Genomic DNA, 23,573 nt, shown 5'->3' on the forward strand with positions numbered 1-23,573 from the left:
ACGCCTGACGACGCCGCAAACCTGCCGCGAACGTGACGTTCGTCATCCCCGCGACACCCGCAACGTGTCCAACTGCGGTACATAACGCGGCATATGACAGTGGCCACCGGCCAAGCGGCGTGTCTCACGCCATTCCTTTCCCGGCCCGGCACCCGCTATGGTCCCCGTCGGTGGATCGAGGTCCCTCGCTCCACCATGCCCTCGGGGGGAGGGAAGGAATCCAAGACGATGCCCGTACCCATACCGCGGCAGCGAGCGATCCCGGCCGTGGAAAGTGGTCAGGCGCCGGCCGCACCCCAGGACGAGCCCTCTGCGAAGGACGAGCCCTCCAAGAAAGAAGCCCCGCGCAAGGAAGCCACGGTCGACAACAACGCCGCCACCCAACTGAGCCTGCTGGTGATCGAGGACGATCCCGGCGGGTCCACGGTCGTCCCCGAACTCGTCGACTCGGCCGGCAAGCCGATCCGGGTCCGTACGGCCCGCAACCTCACCGAGGCGGAGCGGCTGCTCACGGATGACGTGCACTGCATCCTGCTCGATCTCGCGCTGCCCACGCCCGGCCGCTCCCCCGACGACGACGAGCTCGCAGTACTCCGCCATGTCCTCGAACTCGCACCCCGGCACGCCGTCCTCGCGCTCACCGCGTCCGGCGACGCCGAGCGCGGCGCGGAGGCGGTCCGGGTGGGCGCCCAGGACTACCTCTTCCGGGACGAACTGGACGGCCGGCTGCTGAGCCGGGCGATCCGGTACGCGGTCGAGCGGAAACGTTCCGACACGGCGGAGCGCAGGCTCGCCGAGGGACGGGTGCGGGCGCAGGAGAACCGGCGCCTGGAGCGCGGGCTGCTGCCCACACCGCTGCTGGAGGGCTCGTCGCTGCGGTTCGCCGCACGCTACCGGCCGGGCCGGTCGCGGGCACTGCTCGGTGGTGACTTCTACGACGTCGTACGGACTCCCGACGGGACCGTGCACGCGATGATCGGCGACGTCTGCGGGCACGGCCCCGACGAGGCAGCACTCGGCGTGGAGCTGCGGATCGCCTGGCGTGCGCTGACCCTGGCGGGGCTGTGCGGGGACGAGCTGCTCGGCACGCTGCAGGAGGTACTGGAGCACGAGCGCTCGGACGACGAGATCTTCGCGACGCTGTGCACGGTGGACATCGCGCCGGACGGACGACGGGCGGGCCTGTGTCTCGCCGGGCACCCTTCGCCGCTGGTGGCCCGACCGGGGCGGCCCGCGCGGCTGCTGCCGTACGACAACAACGGCCCCGCGCTGGGGCTGCTGCCGGGGGCTCGCTGGCCTCGGATGCAGGTGGAGCTGGGGGCCGAGTGGAGCCTGATGCTCTACACCGACGGCCTGATCGAGGGGCGCGTCGGGGAGGGCCGGGAGCGGCTGGGCCAGGACGGGATGGTGTCCATGATCCGCCGCCAGCTCTCCGAGGGACTGCGCGGCGAGGCGTTGCTGCGGGCCGCGGTGAACGAGGTGCGCACGCTGAACGGCGGCGAGCTCGCGGACGACGTGGCGGTACTGCTGCTCGACCGGGAGAGCTGACGGCCGAGCGAGCCCGGCTCACCCTCGCGGTTCGGGCGGCTCCGGCGGGTCCGCCGGCGTTCGTCGCGGGTCACGGCGGGTCCACCGCAAGCCCACCGCGGCTCACCTCGAACCCGTCGCGGACCCGTCCCGGCTCACACCGGCCCCTGGCGATTTCTGTCATGAGCCGTCTGCGGGCTCACGGCGGTCCACGGAACAGGTTCCGGCCCAGGCGGCGGCCCGCCCGTGGGTGCACAGCGGCCCACGCGCGGCCCTTCCCTCGTAAGCCGTCCGCGGGGCTGGCTCGTCGTGGCCTCGCGCTTGTGTCGTAAGCCGTGGCCGTCCGGGGTTCACCCGGCCGCCACGGCACTCCACGCACGCCGCAGAGCAGGACACCCGACCGCCAGCCGCGTCAGCCGGGCCCCGCGGTGGAGCCGCCGGGCGCTGGGCCTATCGGCCGCCGTTGTACGGGCCGTAAGGGCCGTCACTGCTCGAACCGCTGCCCCGGCCGCTGCGGCCGCCGCCCGGGAGGGCTCGGATCGCCGGGCGTACGTCGACCATGTAGACGATCGTCGCGATGAGGCCGATGATCGGCAGGAACGACAGGATGTTGAAGATCAGGTTCACCACGAAGGCGAGCCCGAGGACGATCAGCCAGAAGGGCTTGGTCTTCTTGTCGGCCGCTCGGTAGGCGTCCTCACGGCGGATGGCGGCGTCGAACAGCGCGAACCCGCTGAAAACGATCAGGGCCATGCTCAGCAGCCACATGAAGCCTGCGAACCCCTGCATCAGCACAACGTCCACCACCCGACTCGGCTCGTCATTTCGCGATTACGCGGTCACCGTACCCGTTCCCGCAAGGTCGCTACCCGGAGAACGGGCCGGGCACTCGGTAAGTGCCCGGCCCGGTGTCCGTCGTGTCCCGCGGTGCCTTACTTGGCGGGCGGGGTCTTCTTCGCCGTGGTGGTCTTGCGCGGCGTGGCCTTCTTGGCGGTGGGTGCCGCCTTCTTGGCCGGGGCCGGGGCGGCGACCGTGGCGGGCGTGACCGGCTTCGCGACCGGAGTCGCGGTCTGGTCCTTGACCTCGCCCGGCTCGGCGTTGGGCTCGACGGCGATCGCCAGTTCCTCGATCTCCTCGGCGGCCTCGCCACGCCAGGTCTTGACGGCCTGCTCGCCGTGCTCGGCGACCTTCTCGTACGCCTCGCGGGCCTTGACGGCGTACTCGGCGGCGACGCCGACGCCACGCAGGGCGAAGTCCTGGGCGGACTCGCCGAGCTTCTTCAGGTCCGCGTCGAGCGTGCTGCCGAGCTTCTTCAGGTCACCGTCGAGGGTGTTGATGAAGTCGCCGACCTTGGTCTGCAGGGTCTCCTGCGTCTCCTTGACCTTGGCGCCGGCCTCCTTGGCACGGGCCTGGGCCTTCTCCTGGACCGCCTTCGGGTCGGTGCCGCGCACGGCCTCGATACGGGCCGGCGCCTCGGCGCGCAGCTGCTCCACCAGACCGGGCACCTTCTTGGCCTCCTGGAAGGCAAGGTCACCGGCGCCGGCGAGGAAGTAGAGCGGGGTCGGGTCCTTGACGGCCTTGCGGATGTCGTCGGTGATGGCCATGGTGATGGTCCTCCCGGATCGCTTTCTGATGAGGGTTTTGGGTCCCGCGGTGCCTGTCGGCGGGCGTCGGGCCATGTCGAACCGTGTCGGTATCAACTGGCCGTCTGCTGCGGGTCGGCGTCGCTGCCGTCGGTCTTGGGGGGCTTGGTGGTGCGGGGCTTGCGGGTGCTGCGGGGCCGGCGGGCCTGCCGTATCGCGGCGGCCCCGTCGGGGTCCCCGCCGAGGTCCGCGTCGGCCGGGACGTCGTCGTCCCGCAGGTCCGCCCGGGTGTCCGCCGTACTGTCGTCCGGCAGGTCGCTCTGCCCGTCGCCCGGCGCGGGAGCCGCGTCCGGCGGGGCGATCTCGAAGCCGTTCTCCTTGCGGAAGGACTCGTAGATCTGGAGCAGCACCTGCTTCTGCCGCTCGTTGAGCGTGGGATCGGCGAGGATGACCGCACGCGTCTCCACGTCGTCCCGGTCGCGCTCGGCGTCGAGGATGCCGGCCCGCACGTACAGCGTCTCGGCGGAGATCCGCAGGGCCTTGGCGACCTGCTGCAGCACCTCCGCGCTCGGCTTGCGCAGCCCGCGCTCGATCTGGCTCAGATACGGATTGGACACCCCGGCGGCATCGGCGAGCTGCCTGAGCGACAGCTGCGCAGTGCGCCGCTGTTCACGCAGATAGTCACCGAGATTGCCGACGTTGAGCGATGCCATGCGTCCACTGTGCACCACTCGCGCTAACTATTGCAAGCAGACGCTTGCAATAGTGTGTCGCGCCACACCCCCCCTCGCGTCGCCGCAACCACTCCCGGAGGACACACATTCCGATATAGGCATATGATGCTGCCATGGCACGAGCGGCGACAACCTCGGACGCGTTCAACGCGATCGCCGAACCGCAGCGACGGGAGATCCTGGTGCTGCTGCGGGACGGTGAGCGGCCGGTGACCGATCTGGCGCGGGACCTCGGGATGACCCAGCCGCAGGCGTCCAAGCATCTGCGGGTGCTCCGTGAGGTCGGGCTGGTGCGGGTCCGCGGGGCGGGCAAGCAGCGGCTGTACGGCCTGGACGCCCACGGGCTGCGGCCGGTCCACGCGTGGCTCGGCGGCTTCGAACGCTTCTGGAGCGAGAGCTTCGACCGGCTGGACGAGTACGTGCAGGAGCTTGCGGCAGGCGACACAGGAGGGACCGCATGATGACGACGACCAGTAGTGACGGCGAGGCCGCGGACCGCGAGATCGTGCTCACCCGCATGATCGACGCCCCGCGGGAGCTGGTGTTCGAGGCGTTCACGCAGGTCCGGCACCTGTCGCGGTGGTGGGGACCGGAAGGGTTCACGACCACCACGCGGTCCTTCACGTTCCGCGTCGGCGCCGAGTGGGACTTCGTGATGCACGGGCCGGACGGAACCGACTACCAGGAGTGGATCACCTGGCGGGAGATCGTCCCGCCGGAGCGGATCGCGCTGCTGCACGGGGAGTCCCGCGACGACCCCAACGCCTTCGAGTCGGTCCTGACCTTCGAACCGGCCGGCGGGCAGACCCGGATCGAGATGCGCACGCTGTTTCCCACCAGGGAGCTGCGCGACGAAGCCGTGGAGAAGTACCACGCGGTCGAGGGCGGCGAGCAGACCCTGCGCAACCTGGCGGCCTACGTCGCCGTACTCGCCGGAAGCGACGAGGGAGCGCGGAGCTGATGGCCGGAAAAGTGTTCTTCAGCGTGACGATGTCGCTGGACGGCTTCATGGCGCCCGAGGCCGTGCCCGTCGAGTCCGTGTTCACACCCGAAGGCCCGCACGACCCGGGAGCCCGGCGCTGGTTGGCGAAGTGGTCGGAGCTGCAGGCGTGGCTGTTCCCGCAGCGCTGGTTCCGGGAGAACCTGGGGCTCGGCGAGGGCGGCGAGGAGGGCGTCGACAACGACATCGCGCGGGGGACGTACGAGCGCACCGGCGCGAGCGTCATGGGCAGGCGGATGTTCGACGCCGGCGAGCTGGCATGGCCGGAGAACGCGCCGTTCCACACCCCGGTGTACGTCGTCACCCACACCCGGCGCGAACCGTGGGAGCGGCCGGGCGGCACCACCTTCCACTTCGTCGACGAGGGCATCGAGAGCGCCCTGCTCCTGGCCCGCGAGGCGGCCGGCGACCGCGACGTGCGCATCGCCGGGGGCGCCGAGACCATCCAGCAGTACCTGGACGCCGGCCTGATCGACGAGTTCTCGATCACGCTCGCACCGGTCCTGTTCGGCACCGGCATCCGCCTGTTCGATCACGTGGACCCCGACCGCCTCAGCCTCGACCAGACCCGCTCGGACGCCTCGTCCCGGGTGACACACCTGACGTACACCGCCGCGAAACGCCGTCCGGCGGCGACTGCCTAGGATCGCCCCCATGGCGCTGCGACCTGTTCAGGTGAACATCAAGGCCGTTGACGCGGCCGCGGTCGGACGGTTCTGGGCCGAGGCGCTCGGATGGTGTGCGTACCGTCCCGGAGTGACCGCCTACGTCGGCCCCGCGGGCGGCCTCGTGTGGCCGGACCCGGTCGTCCTGGGCATCGACGTCGTCCCCGTCCCGGAACCGAAGCCGGCGACGAAGAACCGGGTGCACCTCGATCTCGCCACCACGTCCGCGGCCCATCAGGCGGAGGTGGTGGCGCGCGCGAAGGCCGCCGGCGCGACGCCCGTCGACGTGGGCCAGGGTGACGTGCCGTGGACGGTCCTCGCCGACCCCGAGGGCAACGAGTTCTGCGTGCTGGAGCCCAGGGAGGTCTACCGGGACATCGGGCCGATCGCCGCCGTGGTCGTGGACTGCGTGGATCCGCGGGCCATGGCCCGGTTCTGGGGCGAGGCGACGGACTGGATCCCGCACGAGGTGGCCGACGAGCTGTCGTCGCTGCGTTCCGCCGAGGGAGCCGGCCCTTTTCTCGAGTTCCTCCGCACGCCCGGCGCGAAGACCGTGCCGGACCGCGTCCATCTCGACCTGCTGCCGTCCCCGGGTGACGACAGGTCCGCCGAGGTGGACCGATTGCGTGCCCTCGGCGCCACCGACCTCGACCTCGGCCAGGGCGACGCCCCGTGGACGTGCCTGTCCGACCCGGAGGGCCACGAGTTCTGCGTCCTCGCCCGGTCCTGACGGTCCTATGGGCGCCGCGCCACGAAAACCAGCTCCTTTCCCGGCCGGTCCGGCGCGTCCCGTACGTCCTCCACCACGAACCCCCGCGCGCCCAGTTCCGCCTCGATCTCCGCCCGCTCCCGGAAGCGCAACGTCGAGTCCGAGGTCAGCGTCCGCCCGTCCGAGGCGAACACGTATGTCCACCGGAACGTGACCAACTGCCCGGCCACACAGGTCACTTCCACCCAGCTCTCCACCACCCCGGCACCGGGCACGTCCGTCAGGGCGTACGACGTCTCCCGGTTCCACTCCTCCCAGGCCCGCCGGGCGGGGTCCCGCGTCTCGAATACCAGCCGTCCACCGGGCCGTAGCGCCGCGTACGTCCCCCGCAGCGTCTCCCGCCAGGCATCCGCTCCTACGATCTGCTGGGCGACGTTGGCCGTCATGGTCACCAGGTCGACGCGCAGCGGGGGCAGTTCGCGGGCGTCGCCGTGGATCCAGCGCACCCGTTCACTGCCCGGCTTCCCCCGGGCCACGTCGAGCGAGGCGAGCGCGGGATCGACCCCGACGGCCACGATCCCCCGCTCGGCCAGCAGCAGTGCGAACACCCCTGTCCCGCACCCGACGTCCAGCACTTCGCGCGCCCCGAACTCCTCGACGATCCGGAGATACGCGTCCAGGTCGCTCCGATCGGGATCGAGGGCGTCGTAGATCGCGGCAAGCCGTGGATGCGTGAAGCCTTCGTCAGCCATGCGGGCGACGGTAGGGCGAGCGCGCCGGGCCCGCAGAACGGATATCGCCCCGCCACTCCCCGAGCCACTCCTCCAGCACCTCGAAGTCCCTTTCGGTGAGACCCACTTGGTGATCCACTCGGTGCAGTAGGGCGCGTGCGGGGTGGTGCGCCGCCACCCAGACCCGATCGGCCTCGGTGATCTCGTCGTCGACCCAGACGAAGGGCCGCCCGGCCGCCCAGGAGACGAGCGGACGGGTCTTCCAGTGCGGACCGGCCGGGCCGCCGTCGTCGTCCGGGTCCGGGTCCGGCCAGTCCACGAACGGGAGCCGGGGCAGCCCGAGCCAGGGCGACAGACAGGCGTTGGCGTCGCCCATCCAGGTCGTGGCCCACACCGGCGCGCAGCCCAGCGACAGCAGGCGCGTGCCGAGCGCGGGGTCGACACGGTTCAGCAGCGGATGCCCGGCCACAGCCTCAGGCAGAGGGACGGCCGGCTCGTACGTCGGATACGGCCCACCCCCGAACGGCAGCAGAGTTCCGTCGATGTCGAGGAAGAGCAGGACCGGGTCCACAGCGGTACTCAGTCCTCGAACCCGCCCGCCGCGAGGATCTCGTCGATCCGCCCGCGGTGTGCCGCCTCCCACTCGTCGAGCGTCTCCGCGGCCTCCTTGGCCAGCTTGGCGCGGGCTGCCGTGAGGATGTCCGTGCGGCGGGCGGCCGGGACGGCCACGATCCCCTCCTCGTCGGCGACCACCACGTCCCCGGCCTCGACCCGCACTCCCCCGCACCGCACCGGCTCGCCCAGCGGCGCCACCGCCTTCTTCGTGCCCGGGATCGGGATGACGCCCCGGGCGAAGACAGGGAAACCGGCCTCCCGCACCTCGGCCAGGTCGCGGATCAGCCCGTCGGCGACGAATCCGGCGATCCCCCGCCGCTGCGCGACCGCGCACACGTTGCCACCGGCCAGCGCGTAGTCGAGGTCCCCCGACTCGACCACGATCACCGACCCGGCCGGCGCCCGGTGGATCGCCGCGTGCAGCATCAGGTTGTCGCCGGGTGGACACCGTACGGTGAACGCCGGCCCGGCGACCCGCGGGACCGGCCCCCACAGCGGCCGGATACCGATGTCCATGACCCGGTCACGGCCGAGCAGATCGGCCAGGGTGGTCGTGGGAACGTCAGCAAACTCGGTGGTCTCGATCACGCTCCGGACGTTACCGTGCGGGCATGACTGCCGGGTCGGCCTTGTGCCGTGAGCGAGTTGGGTGCCCGGCCTCTGAGTGAGGCCGGTGAGGGTCCCCCCGCCCGAGCGCAGTCGCCGGTGGGGCAGGACCAGGGGTCCGCCGCTTTCTCCGAGTCGTCCAGGACATGACCGGAGACCAGAGAGAGCAGAGAGAGTGACCAACCCCTTTCACGACTTCAACCAGCAGATCATCGACGAGTTCCGCGCGAACCACGGCCGGGTCGGCGGCCCCTTCGAGGGCGGCCGCCTGATCCTGCTCACCACCACCGGCGCCCGCACCGGCACCCCGCACACCACTCCCGTCGGCTACCTCCCCGACGGCGGCGACCGCATCCTCGTGATCGCCTCGGCCGGCGGCTCGCCCCGCCACCCCGACTGGTACCGCAATCTCCTCGCGCACCCCCGGGTCACCGTGGAGAGCGGGGTGTTCACCTACGAGGCCGAGGCGGTCGTCCTCGCGGGCGAGGAGCGGGACCGGGCCTTCGCTCGGGCCGTGGAGGCGGACCGCGGCTGGGCCGTGTACCAGGAGAAGACCGACCGGGTCCTCCCCGTGGTCGCCCTGCGCGAGATCGCCCGCCCGGGCCCGCCGGACATCAACGCCTCCTCCCCGGCCGAGGCCGTCAGACTCGTCCACGACGTCTTCCGCCGGGAACTGGCTCTCATCCGGCGCGAGTTGGCGACCGGCAGCAGCACCCTCGGCGCCCAACTCCGCGTCAACTGCCTGACGTTCTGCCAGGGCCTGCACAACCACCACACCGGCGAGGACGTGGCGATGTTCCCGTTCCTGGCCGAACGCCACCCGGAGGCCGCCCCGGCCCTGGACCGGCTGCGCGCCGAGCACGAACACATCGCCGCGCTGGTCGAGGAGTTGCGGAGGACCCTCTCCGGCACGGACCTCGACTCCGTCCGCACGGAGGTCGAGCGCCTGACGACCGAGCTGGAGGCCCATCTGGCCTACGAGGAGGAACAGTTGCTCCCCCTGCTCGAACAGGCCTGACCTGATCACGGGCGGCCGCCCCGCGCTAGAACGGCAGCGGCCGCCCGTGCACCACCACCAGCCGTGACACCGCCCGGGTCAGCACCACGTACAGCCGGTGCAGCCCCCGCTCCTCCGCCTCCGCGATCGCGGCCGGCTCGACGGCGACGACATGGTCGTACTCAAGGCCCTTGACCACCCCGGCCGGTACGACGCTCACCCGCGCACCCAGCTCGTCCGGCCCGGCGGTGGCGATCCCGGCCGCGTCGAGGGCCTGCCGTACGCGGGCCACGTCGGCGTCGGCCGCGACGACCCCGACGGATCCCTCGTGGGCGAGCGAGTCCCGTACGGCGTCCACGACCGCGTCCGGCAGAGCGTCCGTCGACGTGGCCCGGATGGCCAGCTCCCCGTCCCCGCGCAGCGACAGCCCCTCCGGCACCTCCACGTCCAGCCGGGCGAGAAGCCGGTTGGCGAGCTGGACGACGGCCCGCGGCACCCGGAACCCGACGGTCAGCGGCACGACCGCCGCGTCCGGCTTGCCGAGGTGCCGCAGGACGGTGTGCCACGAGCGGGCCGCCCAGGGCGTGGTCCCCTGAGCCAGGTCGCCGAGCACGGTGAGCGAGCCGAAGCGGGCCCGGCGGGCGATCGCCCGGCACTCCATCGGCGACAGATCCTGCGCCTCGTCGACGACGAGATGGCCGTACCCCTCGGGATGCTCCACCAGCCCGGCGGCCTCGTCGAGCAGCACCAGGTCGGCCGCCGACCACCGCGCCGACTTCCACGACCTCGGCGGCCTGGCCCACAGCAGGTCCTTCTGCTCCTCGGCGTCGAGAATCCCGTCGGCGGCGGCCGCCAACTCCGCGCTGTCACTCAGCAGTTCGGTCACGACCTCCTCGGGCCGCGCCTTGGGCCACACCGCGTCGAGGAACGCCCCGATCACCCGGGACCGTGAAACCCGCTGCACCCAGGCGCCGTTCTGCGGCCCGGCCCGCCGCTCGGCCTGCAACTGCACGCTCCGCACCACCCGGCTGCGCACCCGCTCCCGCCCGGTCCCGTAGGGCGGTTCCTCCTCCCGTACGTCCGCCACGATCCGAGTGAGTTCACCGGCCCCGACCCGCCAGCTGTACGAACCGTCCCTGATCTCCAGGGAGTCGACCCGGGCGGTCGACACCCGTGCGTACAGCGCCCGGCGCAGCACCTCGGCCATGCGGGGGTCGTGCTTGAGGGCGGCGGTGGGGTCGGCGTCGGTGGCCGTGACCGGATGGCGGGCGATCTCGTCCTGGAGCGTGGACTGCCGTACGCCGCTCTCGCCGAGCGCGGGCAGCACCTGGGAGATGTAGGAGAGGAAGGTCCGGTTGGGCCCGAGGACGAGGAGCCCGCCGCGCCGCATGCGCTGCGGGTGGGTGTAGAGGAGGTAGGCGGCCCGGTGCAGCCCCACGGCGGTCTTGCCGGTCCCCGGGGCGCCCTGGACGCAGACGGACACGGCGAGGTCGCTGCGTACGAGATCGTCCTGCTCGGGCTGGATGGTCGCGGCGATGTCCCGCATGGGACCGACGCGGGGACGTTCGATCTCCCGGGTGACGATGGCACTGGGCCCCGACTCCCCTTTGCCCAGGTGCTCGTCCTCCAGCCCGGTGAGGTCGCCGGAGTCCCCCTTGCTGCCCGCCGCCCACCCGAATCGCCGCCGCACGGCGACCCCCTGCGGATCACTGGCGCTCGCCTGGTAGAAGGCGCGGGAGACGGGCGCACGCCAGTCGACGACGAGGGGCGGGGCGGCGGGATGCTCGGTGATCCGCAGCCGGCCCAGGTGATACGCCTGCCCGGCATGGTCGCCGCGGTCGAACTCCAACTTCCCGAAGAACAGGGGTCCTTCGGGAAGCTCCCGCATCTCCTTGGCCTGGCTGCGCAGCTGGTAACCGAGCACCTCGGCGTCCGCCCCGGACGCGGAGACGTCCTCACCGACGACGACCTGCTCCTGCGCCCCCTCGACCATGGCGGCCAGGGCGGTACGGCAACGGTCGTGGTGGACGCGCTCGCGACGGAGGGACTCTTTCAGGGCGGCGGGGGGCGGAGCGGGGTCGGCTGACGTCATGGGGCCAGCGTACGCGATAAAACGTAACCGAGTTAAATTTTTAACCCGCCCTCACTCACGCGAGCCACGGCAACCCGTCCGCCAGCACCCCGAACCCGCGCTCGGCCGCGGCCACGGCGTGCCCGCGAACGTCCTCGACGGACTCCCCTTTCGCAATCCGCCCCCAGTTCTCCATCGCGAGAATCCGCCGCACGGCGATGATCTGCCCGGCGGCCAGCCGCGCGTCGAGATTCCCCCCGAGCACCTCGGCGAGCGCGGCCTCCTGCCGCTCCAGGTGCCGGTGGGCCCGGGCGACGAGGGCGGGAGTGCCGTAGAGCAGCGAGTGGAAGGCGAGGACATCCGGGTGGTCATTGAGCCCGGTGACGGGATCCTCCCGCTCCAGCCCGTCGAGGAAATGCCGCCGCAGGGCCACGAGAGGCGCCTCGTCCGACTGGGCCACGACCCGCGCGGCCTCATCCTCGTGATCGGCGATCCGGTGGAGGACGAGGTCCTCCTTGGCCGGGAAGTACCGGAAGAGGGTCGGCTTGGAGATCTCGGCGGCGGCGGCGATCTCGGCCACGGAGACGGCGTCGAACCCCTTCTCCAGAAAGAGCCGGACGGCGATCGCGGACACCGTCTCGTACATCCGCTGCTTCTTGCGCTCACGCAGGCCGGGGGCGGTCATGAGGTGAGCCTACGCACCTGGATCGGGAGTCAGGACGCCTTGAGCGGGGCGGGCAGCTTCGGCACCACGCGCTTGCGCATGCGCAGCCCCAGGGAGCCGGTGGCTGCGGTCAGGGTCATCTCGTACGCGTCGACAGCACGCCGCACGTTCGGCGTGTCGAGAGCGGCCCCCGTCGTGATCCGGTCCAGGTCGACGTAGGCAGAGCGGACCTGCTCGATCCAGCGGTAGACGCGCCAGTCCTGCTCCCATCCGGCGACATACTCGGGAGGGAGGGCCCCGCTCCAGCGCTTGAACATACGCGTGCGCATCTCGGGACGGGTCGGCGTCAGATGCAGATGGCGCACCAGGTCGTACAGCGGGTCACCGATCATCCCCATTTCCCAGTCGATGATCGTCAGCCCGCCACGACGCCCATCACGGATCAGATTCCAGGGATTGAGGTCGCCATGGAGGAGGGCGGCGGTACGTTCCGTCACCTGATAGCGACGGAGGATCTGCCGGAGCACCGAGCCGTCCGGCAGCCCCCAGGTCCGGGCGGCCTGCCGGGTTTCGATAGGGAGGTCGTCGACGAATGCGGCCAGCCGTTCACTCAGCCGCGCGTAGAAGGTCTCTTTCGTCGTTTCGAAAGGCAATGTCGAGTAATCCATCATGGCAAGCGTGGCGAGCGCGTCCACGAGTTCATCGGCCTCGCCGGGCAGCAGTCCGTCCTCGGGATGGCTCGGAGCACGGTTCGACGGCCCCTCGTAGGTGTGGATCGCGAAGTGGCGTCCTCGGTCGTCGTATCCCAGCGCCAGGATTCTCGGTGCGCGGAACCGCCGACTGGACTTCTCGATCACCTGCAGGACGGCGTGTTCCTTGAGTTCCCCCTGCTCACGACGGGGTGCCGCCGCAGTTTCGCGCCGGACCACCACGGGCTTCGCGTACGCGTCGAGGTGGACGACGGTGTTGAGGTGAGCCGTCCCGCGAAAGACCCGGTGAGCGGGGGCGACGCCCTCCAGAGCCAGAGCTTGCCGGACCAGGCCGTACGGGAAGTCCTCCCGGTCGGTGACACGTGTGTCCCGCACCCACCGGAACAACGGGATCGGCAGCTGCTTCTTCCGATGCGCGATACGCCCCGACTGCCATCGGAACAGCGCGTCCGCGATCTCCCTCACGGGCGGAACCTCGGACATCCCGAGCACGTCGGACGCGGCCTCCAGAGCGGCCCTGACATCCTCGGCAGCCGCGGCCAGCCGGGGTAGGGCGACCTCGTCGCCGAGAGATTCGGCTGCCGTGATCACTTCGGCGTAAGCGACATTGATGCGCTCGAAGGTGACATAACGCGAAAAATCCCGGCGGGCGCCGTTGACCGCCGTGAGCCTCACGCTTCCCATATCGCGCACCCACGCGTCGAGGACCTCGTCCAGCTGGTGCTCGGGGTAACGCATCCGCACCACATGACTCGCGAGACCGTGCAGCGGATCCCCGTACGACGCGGACCTCCAGTCGAGGCGGGCCATCGAGAGCTTGGGGCCCTCCAGGACGATCGCGTTGTCACGGTTGAGGTTCATGAGCAGGAAGCCGTAGGGGCGGCGGGCCGGGGAGGGCATCCGTCCGGCGAATCCGGCCAGAGCGTCGCCGGGTACGCCCAGCACGGCGAACAGCCCGCTGAAGTCGGTACCACCGGAGCCGAGGATCCGTTGGGTCGCCCGCCGCACGACGGTGTCCAGATAGGCCCGGCTGTCCCTCTCGTTGGGCGGCCATTCGGCCGGCAGCGGAGGCAGCGCTTCCTTGCGCACCAGCATCAGTTGCGCGAGGAGACGGGTCAGTGCCCTGATGGTGATGGGGTCGACGGGCTTGCCGACGGGACATGTCCTGGGCTGCAAACTGCCGCCCGCCTCAGGAAGGGACATGGGTGCCCGCGTGGAGATCTCCAGCCGGTATCGGCTCTTACTGATCTCCGAGAGGACGGCATTACGGACTTCACCCCCGCGGTCAGGCCAAGCCCCGATCGCCACTTGTGCTCCTGAAACGGTAGTTCTAAACCTCGGAGGGGAATGCGCACCCAGGAAAATTGATGCACACATTAGCGGGACGCGCCCCCGCACACGGCCGCTATGCCGCTCTTGGGGAGAGACCTGTCGGACATGTCTGGGCCACGTCGGACTTTTTAACGTCTCCGTGCCCACTTTGTTACGTGGCGAGAAGCCAATCCGCCGAGTCGAAGCCCACGACATCAACGACGTCGATGGCGGACTTGCCGTCACATCGGCGCGAAGCGATGCCAGCAAGAGTCGAACCAGTCCTGCCAGCTCTCCATGAACACGGATCCGATGGCGCGGGGGTCACCCTCGTCGTGAACGAGACGTATCAAGGTGGAGCCCAGCCCCTGGACGTCCCAGACATCGATCTCGGAATCGTCATCCATCAGGATCGTGCGTTCCACGATGCGGTACGGGCCGAGAAGTCCCTCCGCACCACGCCTCAAGTACAGCTTGTGCGTCGGCACGAACGGCACCTCACGGACCGTGACCTCCACGTCCTCCACCAGCCCGTCCGCCTTGAGGTTGCGCAGGACATTGCGCAAAGACGAGGCATGCCGACGGACGATCTCACGGGTTCGCACCTGAAGCTTCCGGTCCAGTTCCGCGACATCGGCAGTGGAGTCCTTCGGCACCCTGGCCCGCGGGTACGGCAGCTCCACCTCATCCGAGGGCAGCAGTATCCGGAGCGCGATGCGCTCGGGGGCCGGAATCTGTCCATGCCGGATCGCCTCGGCCTGCACCCGGACGTGGGTGTCGAGGCTCTCCGAGGTGAAGGTGAAGACATCCAGTTCCACGCTCGGTTGCGCGAAGACGCGGGCGACGAAGGGGCCGAGCGCCACACGACCGGCCGGCACCTCCGTCGCCGACGCCACTTGCAGGGGAGGAGTCGCCAGGACCCTGGATCCGCTGCCTTGGCGGGATTCGATCCAGCCGTCCTCGCCCAGGGCTCTCAGGACCCGCTGGATCGTGTCGCGCGAGACGCCGAACTCCGTGGCCAGATCGCGCTGCGGGGGCAGGTTGCTGCCCGGCTTGTACTTCCCCTCAGAGATGCGGGATCGCAGCGTTGCCAGGACGGTGGCTCCCTTGCCGCGTTCTTCGCTCACACCGCGACCGTACCTCTCCCCTCGGTCACGCAAACCACTTCGCATCCATCAGCAGTCCAACTCGCCGGACCAACGGTCCCACATTTGTTGGTTAGTTAGTCGATCAGGCAGTCCGGGCACAACCCAATTCAAGAGATCCGGCCAATTGGACGGTACCGGTCAGGCAGGGCCTACCAATGTGGATGGAGATGGCTGAGTGGTGGACCGGTTACATGAACGCGGTTCCCTGCCGACGGCGCAGGACGTCCAGCACTTGCTCCATCGAGCCCACGACGACCTCGGCACCCGCCTCCCTCAGGATCCGCTCCTTGTCCTCGTTACGCGCGTAGCCCAGGAACGCGACCCTGGCCTGCTGCGCGGCCTTGAGGTCCGTGGGGGCGTCGCCGATCATCAAAGTGGCCGCGGGAACAGCTCCCATGGCCTTGATCGCCTCTTCCAGACAGTACGGATTCGGCTTCATCAGATCGAGGTTCGGCGTGCGGCCGTAGACGTAAGGGAAACAGTCCGTCAGCCGGCGGCTCTCGACGTACGCCGCGGCCGCAAGGGCGGCGTTGTTGGTGGTGATCGCGAACCTAACGCCGCGCGACGACCACGTCCTGATCAGCGGATCGGCATACGGCGTGGGCCTCGCCTTGGGCACGGCCTGCAATTCACGCCGGGTGAGCCACTCCTCCAGTTCGAGGACCAGATCGCTCCCAGGGCGCCGATCATGGACACCTCGCAATGCATCGTGCGGGTCGTCGCTGGATCGTTCCTGCTCGGTCAGCAATCCGCCCATGCCCAACTGGTCGATCTTCTTCACCAGTTCTCCGGCTATCTGATGCGCCGGATACCCCGCGAACAACCGGCAGATCGGTCCGTCCAGGTCCCAGAGCACGTACCGAGCGGAGGCGACCAGTGATGCGAGTCGTGCTGTCTCTGCTGTCACCGGTTCAGTGTGCGTCGTCTCAGGAGTCACTAGGAGAGTGTCAGGTCCGTCGTGATGGTTTCCCAGAGGGCGTCGAACCACTTCTGCGACTGCGCCACGAACGCGGCGTCGCGTTGGCCGGCGTTCTTGTCGAAGGAGAAGAGCAGGGACTCCGTGCCGAGGACGTCGTACATGTCGAGCATTCCGGTGTCGGTGGCCTCCTCCCGGCGGGCGACCATGTAGTACGCGATCAGCGCCTCCACGCCGTTGAGCAGGTACAGCTTCACCGGCGGAGTGAACGGCAGCGCACGGAACCTGACCTTGACGTCGATCCCGTGGGAGGAGCGCAGGGAGCGGAGGTTGTGGCGCAGGACGTGACCCTGGGCGTTGCGCATCTCCAGCCAGCGCTGGTGGACCGGGTTGTCGTCGTCGGGGGCCTCGACCGGGACCGGGAAGGCCAGGTTGATGTCGCGGGAGGGCAGCAGGATGCGCACGTCGATGGACTCGGGCTGGATCCGGCCCTCGTGAATGAGGCGGACCGGTTCGCTCAGGGCCACCATCAGGGTCTCCGCCGTGAGACAGGCGGCGTCGATCCGGACCTGCGGGCTGGCGAACGCGTCGGCCAGACGGGGCGCCAGGGCCACCATCGTCGGCTGCGGACCCCCCTGGGTGACCGGCACCTCCGCGATCCGCGGCGGACTGCCCTTGCTCACATTGCTGAGCAGCCCGTCCTCCTGCAGCGCGCGCAGCGCCTGGCGGACCGCGCCCCGCTCCACCCCGAACTCCTCGGCGAGCTCGGCCTGGGTGGGGAGGCGGTCACCGGCCTTGAGGTCACCCGTGCGGATGCGTTCCCGCAGGGTGTCGGCGATTTCCTGGGGCGAGAGCCTTCTGCTGCCGTTCACTGCCACGTTCTCCTGGGTCACGACCAAACGGTACAACTCCGATCCATCTATGGGGAGTTGTTCCGAAGTTGTTTATCAACTGCCACCAAGTGGGGACAACATATATAGAGTTGGTTGCCAACTTGGTTGAGTTGGTGGAAGTTTTGCCTCCGCACTGCCCGCCTCGCCCGCCCCGAAGCCCGAAGGGGGAACCACCATGCCTGCCCTCGCCCTCCTCTCCGCCGTCTTCGTCGTCGGCGTCGAGCAGACCCTGCAGTGGAAGTACGGAGCCAGCGGCATCATCGGGATGCTCCTGCTCACCATCGGTCTCAAGGCCAAGAACCCCGCCATCAGCTCGGTGGGGGCCGTGGTGCTCGCCCTGCTCGTCGCGGGACCTGCCCTATGACCCGAGCACACCCCGATCCGCCCCTGTGGGAGACCTCAGCTCGTGAGCGTCAGCTCCGAACTGATCGTCTCCCACAGTGCGTTGAACCACAGGTGGGACTGCTCCACGAAGGTGGTGTCCCGCAGGCCGGCGCCCTGCTCGAAGGCGAACAGCATCGACTGGGTGCCCTCGGAGTCGTACAGCTCCAGGTGCTCGTCGTCGATCTCCTCCTTGCGGCGGGACAGCGTGTAGTACGCGAAGAGCGCCTCCATGCCGTTCAGCAGGTACAGCTTCACCGGCGGCGTGAAGGGCAGGGCACGGAAGGAGACATGGACGTCTATGCCGTGCGTGGCCCGCAGGGCCAGGAGGTTGTGCTGGAGGACCTGCCCCTGCGCGTTGCGCTGGGCCAGCCAGCGCTCGTGGACCGGGTCGTCCTCGCCGCGGCCCTCGACCGACACCGGGAAGGCGAGGTCGATGTCCCGGCCCGGCAGCAGGACACGGACGTCGACCTTGGCCGGATTCAGCCGTCCGGCGTGGATCTGGCGCAGCCCTTCGCCGACGGCGAGGTTGAGGGACACCGACGTCAGACACAGGGCGTCTATCTCGACGTGCGGCGCCGCGAAGGCCGCGGCGATGCGGGGGCCGAGCGTGACCATCGTGGGCTGCGGCGCGGCCCCGGGGCCGCTGAGCGTCCTGCTGAGCCCCAGGTCGGGGGCGACGGTCGCCGGGCTTCCCTTGGAGACGTTGGTGAGCAGGTGTTCCGTCTGCAGCAGGTGCAGCGCCTGGCGTACGACCCCCCGCTCGACGCCGAACTCGTCGGCCAGGCGCGCCTGGGTGGGCATGCGCTGACCTGCCCGCAGCGTGCCGGACCGGATCCGGGTGCGGAGCTCGTCGGCCACTTCGCGATGTGATTTCTGTGGCCGCTGCGACCTCTTCCGTCCATTGACGGAGGCGTGTTTCGGGTCCACGACCAAACACTACAACTTCCCGCCATCTTTGGGCAGTTCACTGAAAGGTGGTTATGAGCCGCATCCAAGCGGAGATAAGTACAGTGAAGTTGGTCGCCAACTTGAGCAACCTTGAAAAACATGGTCAAAGCTTCACAAGGTTGGCCAACTCGGTGGCCGACAGGGGCCACCGTCCCGAAAGGGGGGACCGTCATGCCGTTCATCGCCGTCGCCATCGCCGCCCTCGCCGTCGGCTTCGAGGCGCTCGTCCAGTGGAAGTGGGGTGCGATGGGCATCATCGCGTTCCTCGCGCTGACCATCGGCGTCAAGTCCAAGAACGTCGCGATCGGCGGCATCGGAGCGGTCATCCTCGTGATGCTGCTCGCCCAGTCCGGATGACGCCCGCCCCGCCGGGCCCAGGATCCGGCTGACCGGGCTCCCCCCTGGAGGGGAGCCGGGAGCCCGGTCGGTCTGCACAGCCACAACTGAACATCGTCGGCACCGAGCACAGCCACAACTCAACAGCTCCATGGGGGAGCACCCGCGCACAGCCACAACTGAACACCTTCGCTACGGATGCGAAAGCACGATCAGGAACACCATCAGGAATCCCGACAGCGACACCGTCAGGAATCCCGTCAGGAACAAGGGACACCCGTCCCCGCCGGAAGGGAGCGTCAGAACATGTCCGGGCACCACGGTCGCCTGGACGTGTGCAGCAGGGCGTCGGCCCCCCGGCCGGCGCCCGCTCGTTCTTCCCGCACCCGCCCCAGCGCCGCGAGCCGCACCGCCGACTCGTCCCCGAGCCACAGCGTCGCCAAGTCCCGCACGTCCAGCGTGAGATCGGCGCTCCGGCTCGTGGCCGTACAGGAGGCACCGTCCGGCGTGGCGTCCAGCAGGTAGCGGCCGCCCGTCGTCCCGGAGCCGTCCACGACCTCCAGCACCAGCGTCCCCTCGCCCTCGTACGTCCGCGCCTCCAGGGCCCGTACGACATCCAGGATCCGCACCCACAGCCAGTCCGCCTGCATGGTGATCCTGGCCGCCGGGGGGTTCGGCAGGAGATGCGGGAGCAGGTCGTCAGGGGCTCGCCAGCCGCTCTTGACCCGCATGACCCAGTCGATCGAGCACAGGTAGTGCCACAGGACGCGCTCGGCCGCCGGGGTCGAGGCGATCATGCCCCGCACGCTCGCCGTGTTCGACGGCTGCATGGTGTCGGCCCACTTCTCGTCGACCTCGTACGCCATCAGCCCCTCGACCGTGCCGTCCGCCGCCCGGTACACGGCGAAGAACGGCTCGGTCCACCCCGGTTCGGTGCGCACGGCGCCCGTGTTCAGCTGCCACCACCACTCGTCCCGGCTGATCGCGCCCGGTGTGGCCCGGCGCATCCGGTCGTGCAGTTCGGGACCTAGCTTGCGCACCTCGTCGGGGTCCACCAGATCGATACGGCCGCCGCGCAGATCCGGGCCCCGGGGATCCAGGCCGGCGCGCGGGACGTCGATCGTCCACTCGGTGCCCGAGGTGGCGGGGCCGAAACCGTACCGGCCGTAGATCCGGTACTCGGCGGCGATCAGCGTGGCCAGGACGTCCCCGCGCTCCTTCGCGGCGGCGAGGTCCTCGTTCATCATGCGGGTCAGCAGACCGCGGCGGCGGTGGGTGGCGGTGACGGTGACGCCGGAGATGGCGTCGGCGGCCACCAGCTGCCCGCCGACCGCGGTGACCTCCTGCGCGAACGACCGGAAGGTCGCCACGCAGCGCTCCCCCTCGAAGGCGCCGATGAACCGGCCGTGCTCGAACTGCCCTCTGCGGGCCGCCAGTTCCGCCGCCGACACGACGGGCTCCCGCAGGAACCCGGCCCGCAGGGCACGCAGCCACTCGGAATGCTCGGCCTCGGTGATCGGACGCACGTCGATGTCGGCTGGGGCGCTCATGGGGCCACGGTAGGCGGGCGGGGTGGGAGTGTCGCGCGGTTTTCCGTGCCGCGGACGCACCCCGGACGGCCGCCCGTCGCTAGGTCAGCAGATCCTCCACCTGCGCCTCGCCCTCCCGGTACCGCCGCGCGATCTCCCCGCTGCACTCGTCCGCCGTCCGCTGCAACCGCTGCCGGCGCCCCGACACCCGCTGCTCGTACCGCACGAGCCGGCCCATGGCGGTGCTCAGTTCCAGGTCGGTCCGCGCCGAGAGGTCCGAGAGCTCGACCTCCGCGAGCATCTCGGCGGCCAGCAGCCGGTACTCCTCGCTGTGCGGGGTGCCCAGCCTGACGTGGCGGGCCGAGGAGCGGTGGCGGGCCGGGGCGTCGGTGAGGATCTCCGGGAGCCGCTCGACCACCGACGCCTCCGGGAGCCGCTCGGGCACCGAGCCCGTCGGGGACCGGCGCAGCAGCTCCGCGCGAAGGATGTCGATACGGCCCTGCAACAGCCGTCGGACGTAACTGAGGTCGGCCTCGTCGCGCTGCGCGTCCCTGCGCAGGGTGCGCAGTTCGGGCAGGCTCAGCGCGGCGAGGTCCTGCTCGGGTGGATCAGGGGGCAGCAGGGGGCTGTCCGTACGCTGCGCGGGCGGCCGGGGTGGCTCCGGCTCCGCTCCGCGGGCAGCGCGGACGGGCCCGGAATGCTGCCCGGTACTCGGTGTGCTCATGCGCCTCAACCGTCCCCTCGACCGGCGTGTGGAAGCATCGTGCCACCCCAAGTGGCCGCTATGTGACCGAGTGCCCCCGAACGGCCCCAGATGGGGGGTTAGGGATCAAATACAAACCCGAACACGGCCCCTGTCCGCGGGACCGGCATGATGGGCGCATGCGTGCAGTGGTGCAGAGGGTGGACGGCGCGAGCGTCGTCGTCGACGGGGAGACGGTCGGGGAGATCAGCGGCGAGGGACTGTGCGTTCTCGTCGGGGTCACCCACGAGGACACCAAGGAGAAGGCGGCCCAACTGGCCCGCAAACTCTGGTCGGTACGGATGCTGCACGACGAGAGGTCGTGCAGCGACATCGACGCCCCGCTGCTGGTGATCAGCCAGTTCACCCTGTACGGCGACGCCCGCAAGGGCCGCCGCCCCACATGGAACGCGGCGGCCCCCGGCGATGTCGCCGAGCCTCTCGTCGAGGAGGTCGTCGCCCAGCTCCGCGCCCTGGGCGCGACGGTGGCCACCGGCCGCTTCGGCGCCTCGATGCGGGTCTCCCTGACGAACGACGGCCCGTTCACGGTCCTGCTGGAGATGTGAGCCTACGGCTCGACGACCGCCTCCTGGGCGGCCGCCGTGCTGTCGGCCAGCAGCCTCGCGTCCAGGGGGACGTTCCGCTTGACCAGCGCGAGCGCGACCGGGCCGAGCTCGTGGTGCCTGACCGACGTCGTCACGAAACCGATCTTGCGGCCGTCGGGCCCCTCGTCCGCGAGCCGGAGGTCCGCGCCCGCGGGCGGCAGGTGCACCTCGCTGCCGTCCAGGTGCAGGAAGACCAGCCGCCGCGGCGGCTTGCCGAGGTTCTGGACGCGGGCCACGGTCTCCTGGCCGCGGTAGCAGCCTTTCTGGAGGTGCACCGCGGTGCCGATCCAGCCCAGCTCGTGCGGGATGGTGCGGTGGTCGGTCTCGAAACCGAGGCGGGGGCGGTGCTGCTCGACCCGCAGCGCCTCGTAGGCGAGCAGGCCGACCGCGGGACCGGCCTTGTCCGCGTACGACTCCAGGTCCGCGCGCGGCAGGAACAGATCGCGGCCGTACGGCGTCTCGCGTACGACGACCCCCTGCGGCACCTCGGCGATGGAACCGGCGGGAAGGTGGACGACGGCGATCTCGTCGGTGCGGTCGGCGACGTCGACCCGGTAGAAGAACTTCATCGACTCCAGGTAGGCGATCAGCGCGTCCTGGGTGCCGGGTTCGACGTGCGCCCACACGGTCGTGCCGTCGTCGACGAGGTACAGCGCGTGCTCGATATGGCCGTGCGCGGAGAGGATGAGCGCCTCGGTGGCCTGGCCCGTGGGGAGGTCGCTGACGTGCTGGGTGAGCAGCAGGTGCAGCCAGCTGAGGCGGTCGTCGCCGGTGACGGACACGACCCCGCGGTGCGAGAGGTCGACGAATCCGGTGCCGCCGGCGAGGGCGCGCTGTTCGCGGAACAGGTCGCCGTAGTGCGCGGCGACGCCTTCGTCCACGCCCTCGGCGGGGACGGCGCCGGGCAGGGACAGCAGGGGACTCTTCATACGCCTAAGCCTACGACTCGGTAGTTGAAGCCTTGAGTGAGCAGTCCTTGCAGCGGCCGAAGATCGCGAAGTGCTTCATGTCGGTCTCGAAGCCGAACTCCTGCCGGAGCTTCGCGGTGAAGTCGGCGGCCACCTTGATGTCCGCCTCGATGACGTTCTCGCAGTCGCGGCAGACCAGGTGGATGTGGTGATGGCGGTCGGCGAGGTGGTACGTCGGCGCCCCGTGCCCCAGATGGGCGTGGCTGACCAGGCCGAGTTCCTCCAGGAGCTCCAGGGTCCGGTAGACCGTGGAAATGTTGACCCCCGACGCCGTCTTCTTCACTTCCGTGAGGATGGCGTCGGGGGTCGCGTGCTCCAGGGTGTCCACGGCTTCGAGGACAAGCTGACGCTGCGGCGTCAGCCGGTAGCCGCGCTGCCTGAGGTCGCTCTTCCAGTCGGTGCTCACCACACCGGGAAGTCTAGGACCTCTCGGTGCGGGACCCACTTGAATGCGGGACCTACTTGCTGCGGGGCCTATTTGCTGCGGGACCTACTTGAAGAAGGCGATGCCGTCGTCCGGCATGTCGTCGGGCAGGGCCTTGGCCCAGCGCTCGACCTCCTCCGGGGTGACGACCTTCTTCAGGTGGGCGGACATGTAGGGGCGCAGCTCGACCTCGGGGGTCTGCTTCTCGCCGACCCACATGAGGTCGCTCTTCACGTAGCCGTACAGGCGCTTGCCACCGCTGTACGGCCCCGAGGCGGCCGTCCGCGCGACGGCGTCGGTCACCAGGTCGATCTGCGGCTTCTGGTCGGCCATCTCGCCGTACCAGATCTCGACGACGCCGTCGTCCCTGACCATCGTCACCTCGACCTTGCGGTCGGCGTCGATGCGCCAGAAGCCGTGCTCCGACTCCAGCGGGCGGACCTTGTTGCCGTCGTTGTCGAGGACCCAGGTGTGGGACTCGTACTCCAGGAAGTCCCGGCCGTCGTGGCCGAAGGTCACCTCCTGGCCGAAGTTGCACTTCTCCGAGCCGGGGAAGTCGTGCACGCCCGCGCCCGCCCAGTTGCCGAGCAGGAAGGCGAGCGGGACGAGGTCCTTGTGGAGGTCGGACGGGATCTCGATCATGAGTGGCGGTTCCTAGAGGGGGATCAGCGCTGGCCCTGGTACAGCTTCTTCACGGTCAGTCCGGCGAAGGCGAGAACGCCGACGCAGACCAGGACCAGCAGGGCTTCGAAGAAGA

Annotated in this window: 27 protein-coding genes; 9 read left to right on the forward strand and 18 right to left on the reverse strand. The window is 70.0% G+C overall.

All coding sequences use genetic code 11. The annotated features are described in order from the left end of the window. Positions 1 to 228 precede the first annotated feature (228 nt). On the forward strand, positions 229 to 1,548 hold the full coding sequence (locus AQI94_RS40915; RefSeq protein ID WP_031056536.1) for a PP2C family protein-serine/threonine phosphatase: 1,320 nt from the start codon (positions 229 to 231) through the stop codon (positions 1,546 to 1,548). 429 nt (positions 1,549 to 1,977) lie between these two features. Here AQI94_RS40915 and AQI94_RS40920 read toward each other — a convergent pair whose 3' ends face one another. The 3 genes from AQI94_RS40920 to AQI94_RS40930 all read right to left on the reverse strand — a co-directional run bounded on the left by AQI94_RS40920 (position 1,978) and on the right by AQI94_RS40930 (position 3,823). After that, entirely contained in the window at positions 1,978 to 2,316 is a 339-nt protein-coding gene (locus AQI94_RS40920) for a DUF2516 family protein (RefSeq protein ID WP_031056538.1), read from the reverse strand. 143 nt (positions 2,317 to 2,459) lie between these two features. Next, positions 2,460 to 3,131 carry a hypothetical protein gene (locus tag AQI94_RS40925; protein ID WP_031056540.1) on the reverse strand — a complete coding sequence of 224 codons (672 nt, stop codon included), beginning with the start codon at positions 3,129 to 3,131 and terminating at the stop codon, positions 2,460 to 2,462. Between the two features lie 92 nt (positions 3,132 to 3,223). Then, the gene (locus AQI94_RS40930) at positions 3,224 to 3,823 is read right to left on the reverse strand and encodes a helix-turn-helix domain-containing protein (protein ID WP_031056542.1); all 600 of its coding nucleotides are present in this window, start codon (positions 3,821 to 3,823) and stop codon (positions 3,224 to 3,226) included. Positions 3,824 to 3,957: 134 nt separating this feature from the next. Between AQI94_RS40930 and AQI94_RS40935 the strand changes: the two genes are divergently transcribed. Genes AQI94_RS40935 through AQI94_RS40950 form a run of 4 tightly spaced genes read left to right on the forward strand, consistent with a single transcriptional unit; the run spans position 3,958 to position 6,239 of the window. Continuing rightward, positions 3,958 to 4,305, forward strand: a complete 348-nt coding sequence (locus tag AQI94_RS40935) for an ArsR/SmtB family transcription factor (protein ID WP_031056544.1) — start codon at positions 3,958 to 3,960, stop codon at positions 4,303 to 4,305. Further along, positions 4,305 to 4,805 carry an SRPBCC family protein gene (locus tag AQI94_RS40940; RefSeq protein ID WP_031056548.1) on the forward strand — a complete coding sequence of 167 codons (501 nt, stop codon included), beginning with the start codon at positions 4,305 to 4,307 and terminating at the stop codon, positions 4,803 to 4,805. The genes AQI94_RS40935 and AQI94_RS40940 overlap by 1 nt, the downstream gene beginning before the upstream one ends. Continuing rightward, positions 4,805 to 5,488, forward strand: coding sequence for a dihydrofolate reductase family protein (locus AQI94_RS40945; RefSeq protein ID WP_031056550.1), 684 nt, complete (start codon positions 4,805 to 4,807; stop codon positions 5,486 to 5,488). The genes AQI94_RS40940 and AQI94_RS40945 overlap by 1 nt, the downstream gene beginning before the upstream one ends. Positions 5,489 to 5,498: 10 nt before the next feature. Next, on the forward strand, positions 5,499 to 6,239 hold the full coding sequence (locus AQI94_RS40950; protein WP_031056553.1) for a VOC family protein: 741 nt from the start codon (positions 5,499 to 5,501) through the stop codon (positions 6,237 to 6,239). A 5-nt stretch (positions 6,240 to 6,244) separates the two neighbouring features. Here the strand turns inward: AQI94_RS40950 and AQI94_RS40955 are convergent, their stop codons facing one another. From AQI94_RS40955 to AQI94_RS40965, 3 genes are read right to left on the reverse strand one after another with little or no spacing between them, the layout of a single operon-like run. Further along, positions 6,245 to 6,970, reverse strand: a complete 726-nt coding sequence (locus tag AQI94_RS40955) for a class I SAM-dependent methyltransferase (RefSeq protein WP_031056555.1) — start codon at positions 6,968 to 6,970, stop codon at positions 6,245 to 6,247. After that, positions 6,963 to 7,520, reverse strand: a complete 558-nt coding sequence (locus AQI94_RS40960; RefSeq protein ID WP_051832774.1) for an HAD domain-containing protein — start codon at positions 7,518 to 7,520, stop codon at positions 6,963 to 6,965. The genes AQI94_RS40955 and AQI94_RS40960 overlap by 8 nt, the downstream gene beginning before the upstream one ends. 8 nt (positions 7,521 to 7,528) lie before the next feature. Further along, the gene (locus AQI94_RS40965) at positions 7,529 to 8,152 is read right to left on the reverse strand and encodes an RraA family protein (RefSeq protein WP_031056561.1); all 624 of its coding nucleotides are present in this window, start codon (positions 8,150 to 8,152) and stop codon (positions 7,529 to 7,531) included. A gap of 193 nt (positions 8,153 to 8,345) precedes the next feature. On the opposite strand from AQI94_RS40965, the gene AQI94_RS40970 reads away from it, so the two are divergent. Then, the gene (locus AQI94_RS40970) at positions 8,346 to 9,188 is read left to right on the forward strand and encodes a nitroreductase/quinone reductase family protein (RefSeq protein WP_031056566.1); all 843 of its coding nucleotides are present in this window, start codon (positions 8,346 to 8,348) and stop codon (positions 9,186 to 9,188) included. Positions 9,189 to 9,213: 25 nt separating this feature from the next. Here AQI94_RS40970 and AQI94_RS40975 read toward each other — a convergent pair whose 3' ends face one another. The 6 genes from AQI94_RS40975 to AQI94_RS41000 form a co-directional block, all read right to left on the reverse strand. Next, on the reverse strand, positions 9,214 to 11,259 hold the full coding sequence (locus AQI94_RS40975; RefSeq protein ID WP_031056569.1) for a HelD family protein: 2,046 nt from the start codon (positions 11,257 to 11,259) through the stop codon (positions 9,214 to 9,216). 55 nt (positions 11,260 to 11,314) lie between these two features. After that, positions 11,315 to 11,923, reverse strand: coding sequence for a TetR family transcriptional regulator (locus tag AQI94_RS40980; RefSeq protein WP_031056571.1), 609 nt, complete (start codon positions 11,921 to 11,923; stop codon positions 11,315 to 11,317). A gap of 29 nt (positions 11,924 to 11,952) precedes the next feature. Beyond that, the gene (locus tag AQI94_RS40985) at positions 11,953 to 13,920 is read right to left on the reverse strand and encodes a phosphotransferase family protein (protein ID WP_225890407.1); all 1,968 of its coding nucleotides are present in this window, start codon (positions 13,918 to 13,920) and stop codon (positions 11,953 to 11,955) included. Between the two features lie 245 nt (positions 13,921 to 14,165). Then, the gene (locus AQI94_RS40990; protein ID WP_037945023.1) at positions 14,166 to 15,050 is read right to left on the reverse strand and encodes a GntR family transcriptional regulator; all 885 of its coding nucleotides are present in this window, start codon (positions 15,048 to 15,050) and stop codon (positions 14,166 to 14,168) included. Between the two features lie 208 nt (positions 15,051 to 15,258). Further along, positions 15,259 to 15,927 carry an HAD family hydrolase gene (locus tag AQI94_RS40995; RefSeq protein ID WP_031056578.1) on the reverse strand — a complete coding sequence of 223 codons (669 nt, stop codon included), beginning with the start codon at positions 15,925 to 15,927 and terminating at the stop codon, positions 15,259 to 15,261. 80 nt (positions 15,928 to 16,007) lie between these two features. Continuing rightward, positions 16,008 to 16,886, reverse strand: coding sequence for a winged helix-turn-helix domain-containing protein (locus AQI94_RS41000; RefSeq protein WP_031056581.1), 879 nt, complete (start codon positions 16,884 to 16,886; stop codon positions 16,008 to 16,010). Positions 16,887 to 17,055: 169 nt separating this feature from the next. On the opposite strand from AQI94_RS41000, the gene AQI94_RS41005 reads away from it, so the two are divergent. Further along, positions 17,056 to 17,244, forward strand: a complete 189-nt coding sequence (locus tag AQI94_RS41005; protein WP_031056585.1) for a hypothetical protein — start codon at positions 17,056 to 17,058, stop codon at positions 17,242 to 17,244. A gap of 35 nt (positions 17,245 to 17,279) precedes the next feature. On the opposite strand, the gene AQI94_RS41010 is transcribed toward AQI94_RS41005, so the two are convergent. Next, a complete protein-coding gene (locus AQI94_RS41010) occupies positions 17,280 to 18,197 on the reverse strand; it encodes a winged helix-turn-helix domain-containing protein (protein WP_078902903.1) in 918 nt (305 codons plus the stop codon). Between the two features lie 186 nt (positions 18,198 to 18,383). On the opposite strand from AQI94_RS41010, the gene AQI94_RS41015 reads away from it, so the two are divergent. After that, a complete protein-coding gene (locus AQI94_RS41015) occupies positions 18,384 to 18,569 on the forward strand; it encodes a hypothetical protein (RefSeq protein WP_031056588.1) in 186 nt (61 codons plus the stop codon). 278 nt (positions 18,570 to 18,847) lie between these two features. Here AQI94_RS41015 and AQI94_RS41020 read toward each other — a convergent pair whose 3' ends face one another. Together AQI94_RS41020 and AQI94_RS41025 are read right to left on the reverse strand one after the other, a co-directional pair. Beyond that, positions 18,848 to 20,098, reverse strand: coding sequence for a GNAT family N-acetyltransferase (locus AQI94_RS41020; protein WP_031056591.1), 1,251 nt, complete (start codon positions 20,096 to 20,098; stop codon positions 18,848 to 18,850). A 79-nt stretch (positions 20,099 to 20,177) separates the two neighbouring features. Further along, complete coding sequence (locus AQI94_RS41025) at positions 20,178 to 20,801, reverse strand: RsiG family protein (protein WP_031056593.1); 624 nt, start codon at positions 20,799 to 20,801, stop codon at positions 20,178 to 20,180. Between the two features lie 158 nt (positions 20,802 to 20,959). On the opposite strand from AQI94_RS41025, the gene dtd reads away from it, so the two are divergent. Continuing rightward, complete coding sequence (dtd, locus tag AQI94_RS41030; protein ID WP_031056595.1) at positions 20,960 to 21,385, forward strand: D-aminoacyl-tRNA deacylase; 426 nt, start codon at positions 20,960 to 20,962, stop codon at positions 21,383 to 21,385. A 2-nt stretch (positions 21,386 to 21,387) separates the two neighbouring features. Here dtd and ygfZ read toward each other — a convergent pair whose 3' ends face one another. The 3 genes from ygfZ to AQI94_RS41045 all read right to left on the reverse strand — a co-directional run bounded on the left by ygfZ (position 21,388) and on the right by AQI94_RS41045 (position 23,458). Beyond that, positions 21,388 to 22,353, reverse strand: coding sequence for a CAF17-like 4Fe-4S cluster assembly/insertion protein YgfZ (gene ygfZ, locus AQI94_RS41035; protein WP_031056598.1), 966 nt, complete (start codon positions 22,351 to 22,353; stop codon positions 21,388 to 21,390). A gap of 10 nt (positions 22,354 to 22,363) precedes the next feature. Then, the gene (locus AQI94_RS41040; RefSeq protein WP_007382988.1) at positions 22,364 to 22,801 is read right to left on the reverse strand and encodes a Fur family transcriptional regulator; all 438 of its coding nucleotides are present in this window, start codon (positions 22,799 to 22,801) and stop codon (positions 22,364 to 22,366) included. Between the two features lie 81 nt (positions 22,802 to 22,882). Next, complete coding sequence (locus tag AQI94_RS41045) at positions 22,883 to 23,458, reverse strand: FABP family protein (protein ID WP_007382989.1); 576 nt, start codon at positions 23,456 to 23,458, stop codon at positions 22,883 to 22,885. Positions 23,459 to 23,573 lie beyond the last annotated feature (115 nt).

The organism is Streptomyces pseudovenezuelae (assembly GCF_001513955.1).
Classification (GTDB): Bacteria; Actinomycetota; Actinomycetes; order Streptomycetales; family Streptomycetaceae; genus Streptomyces; species Streptomyces pseudovenezuelae.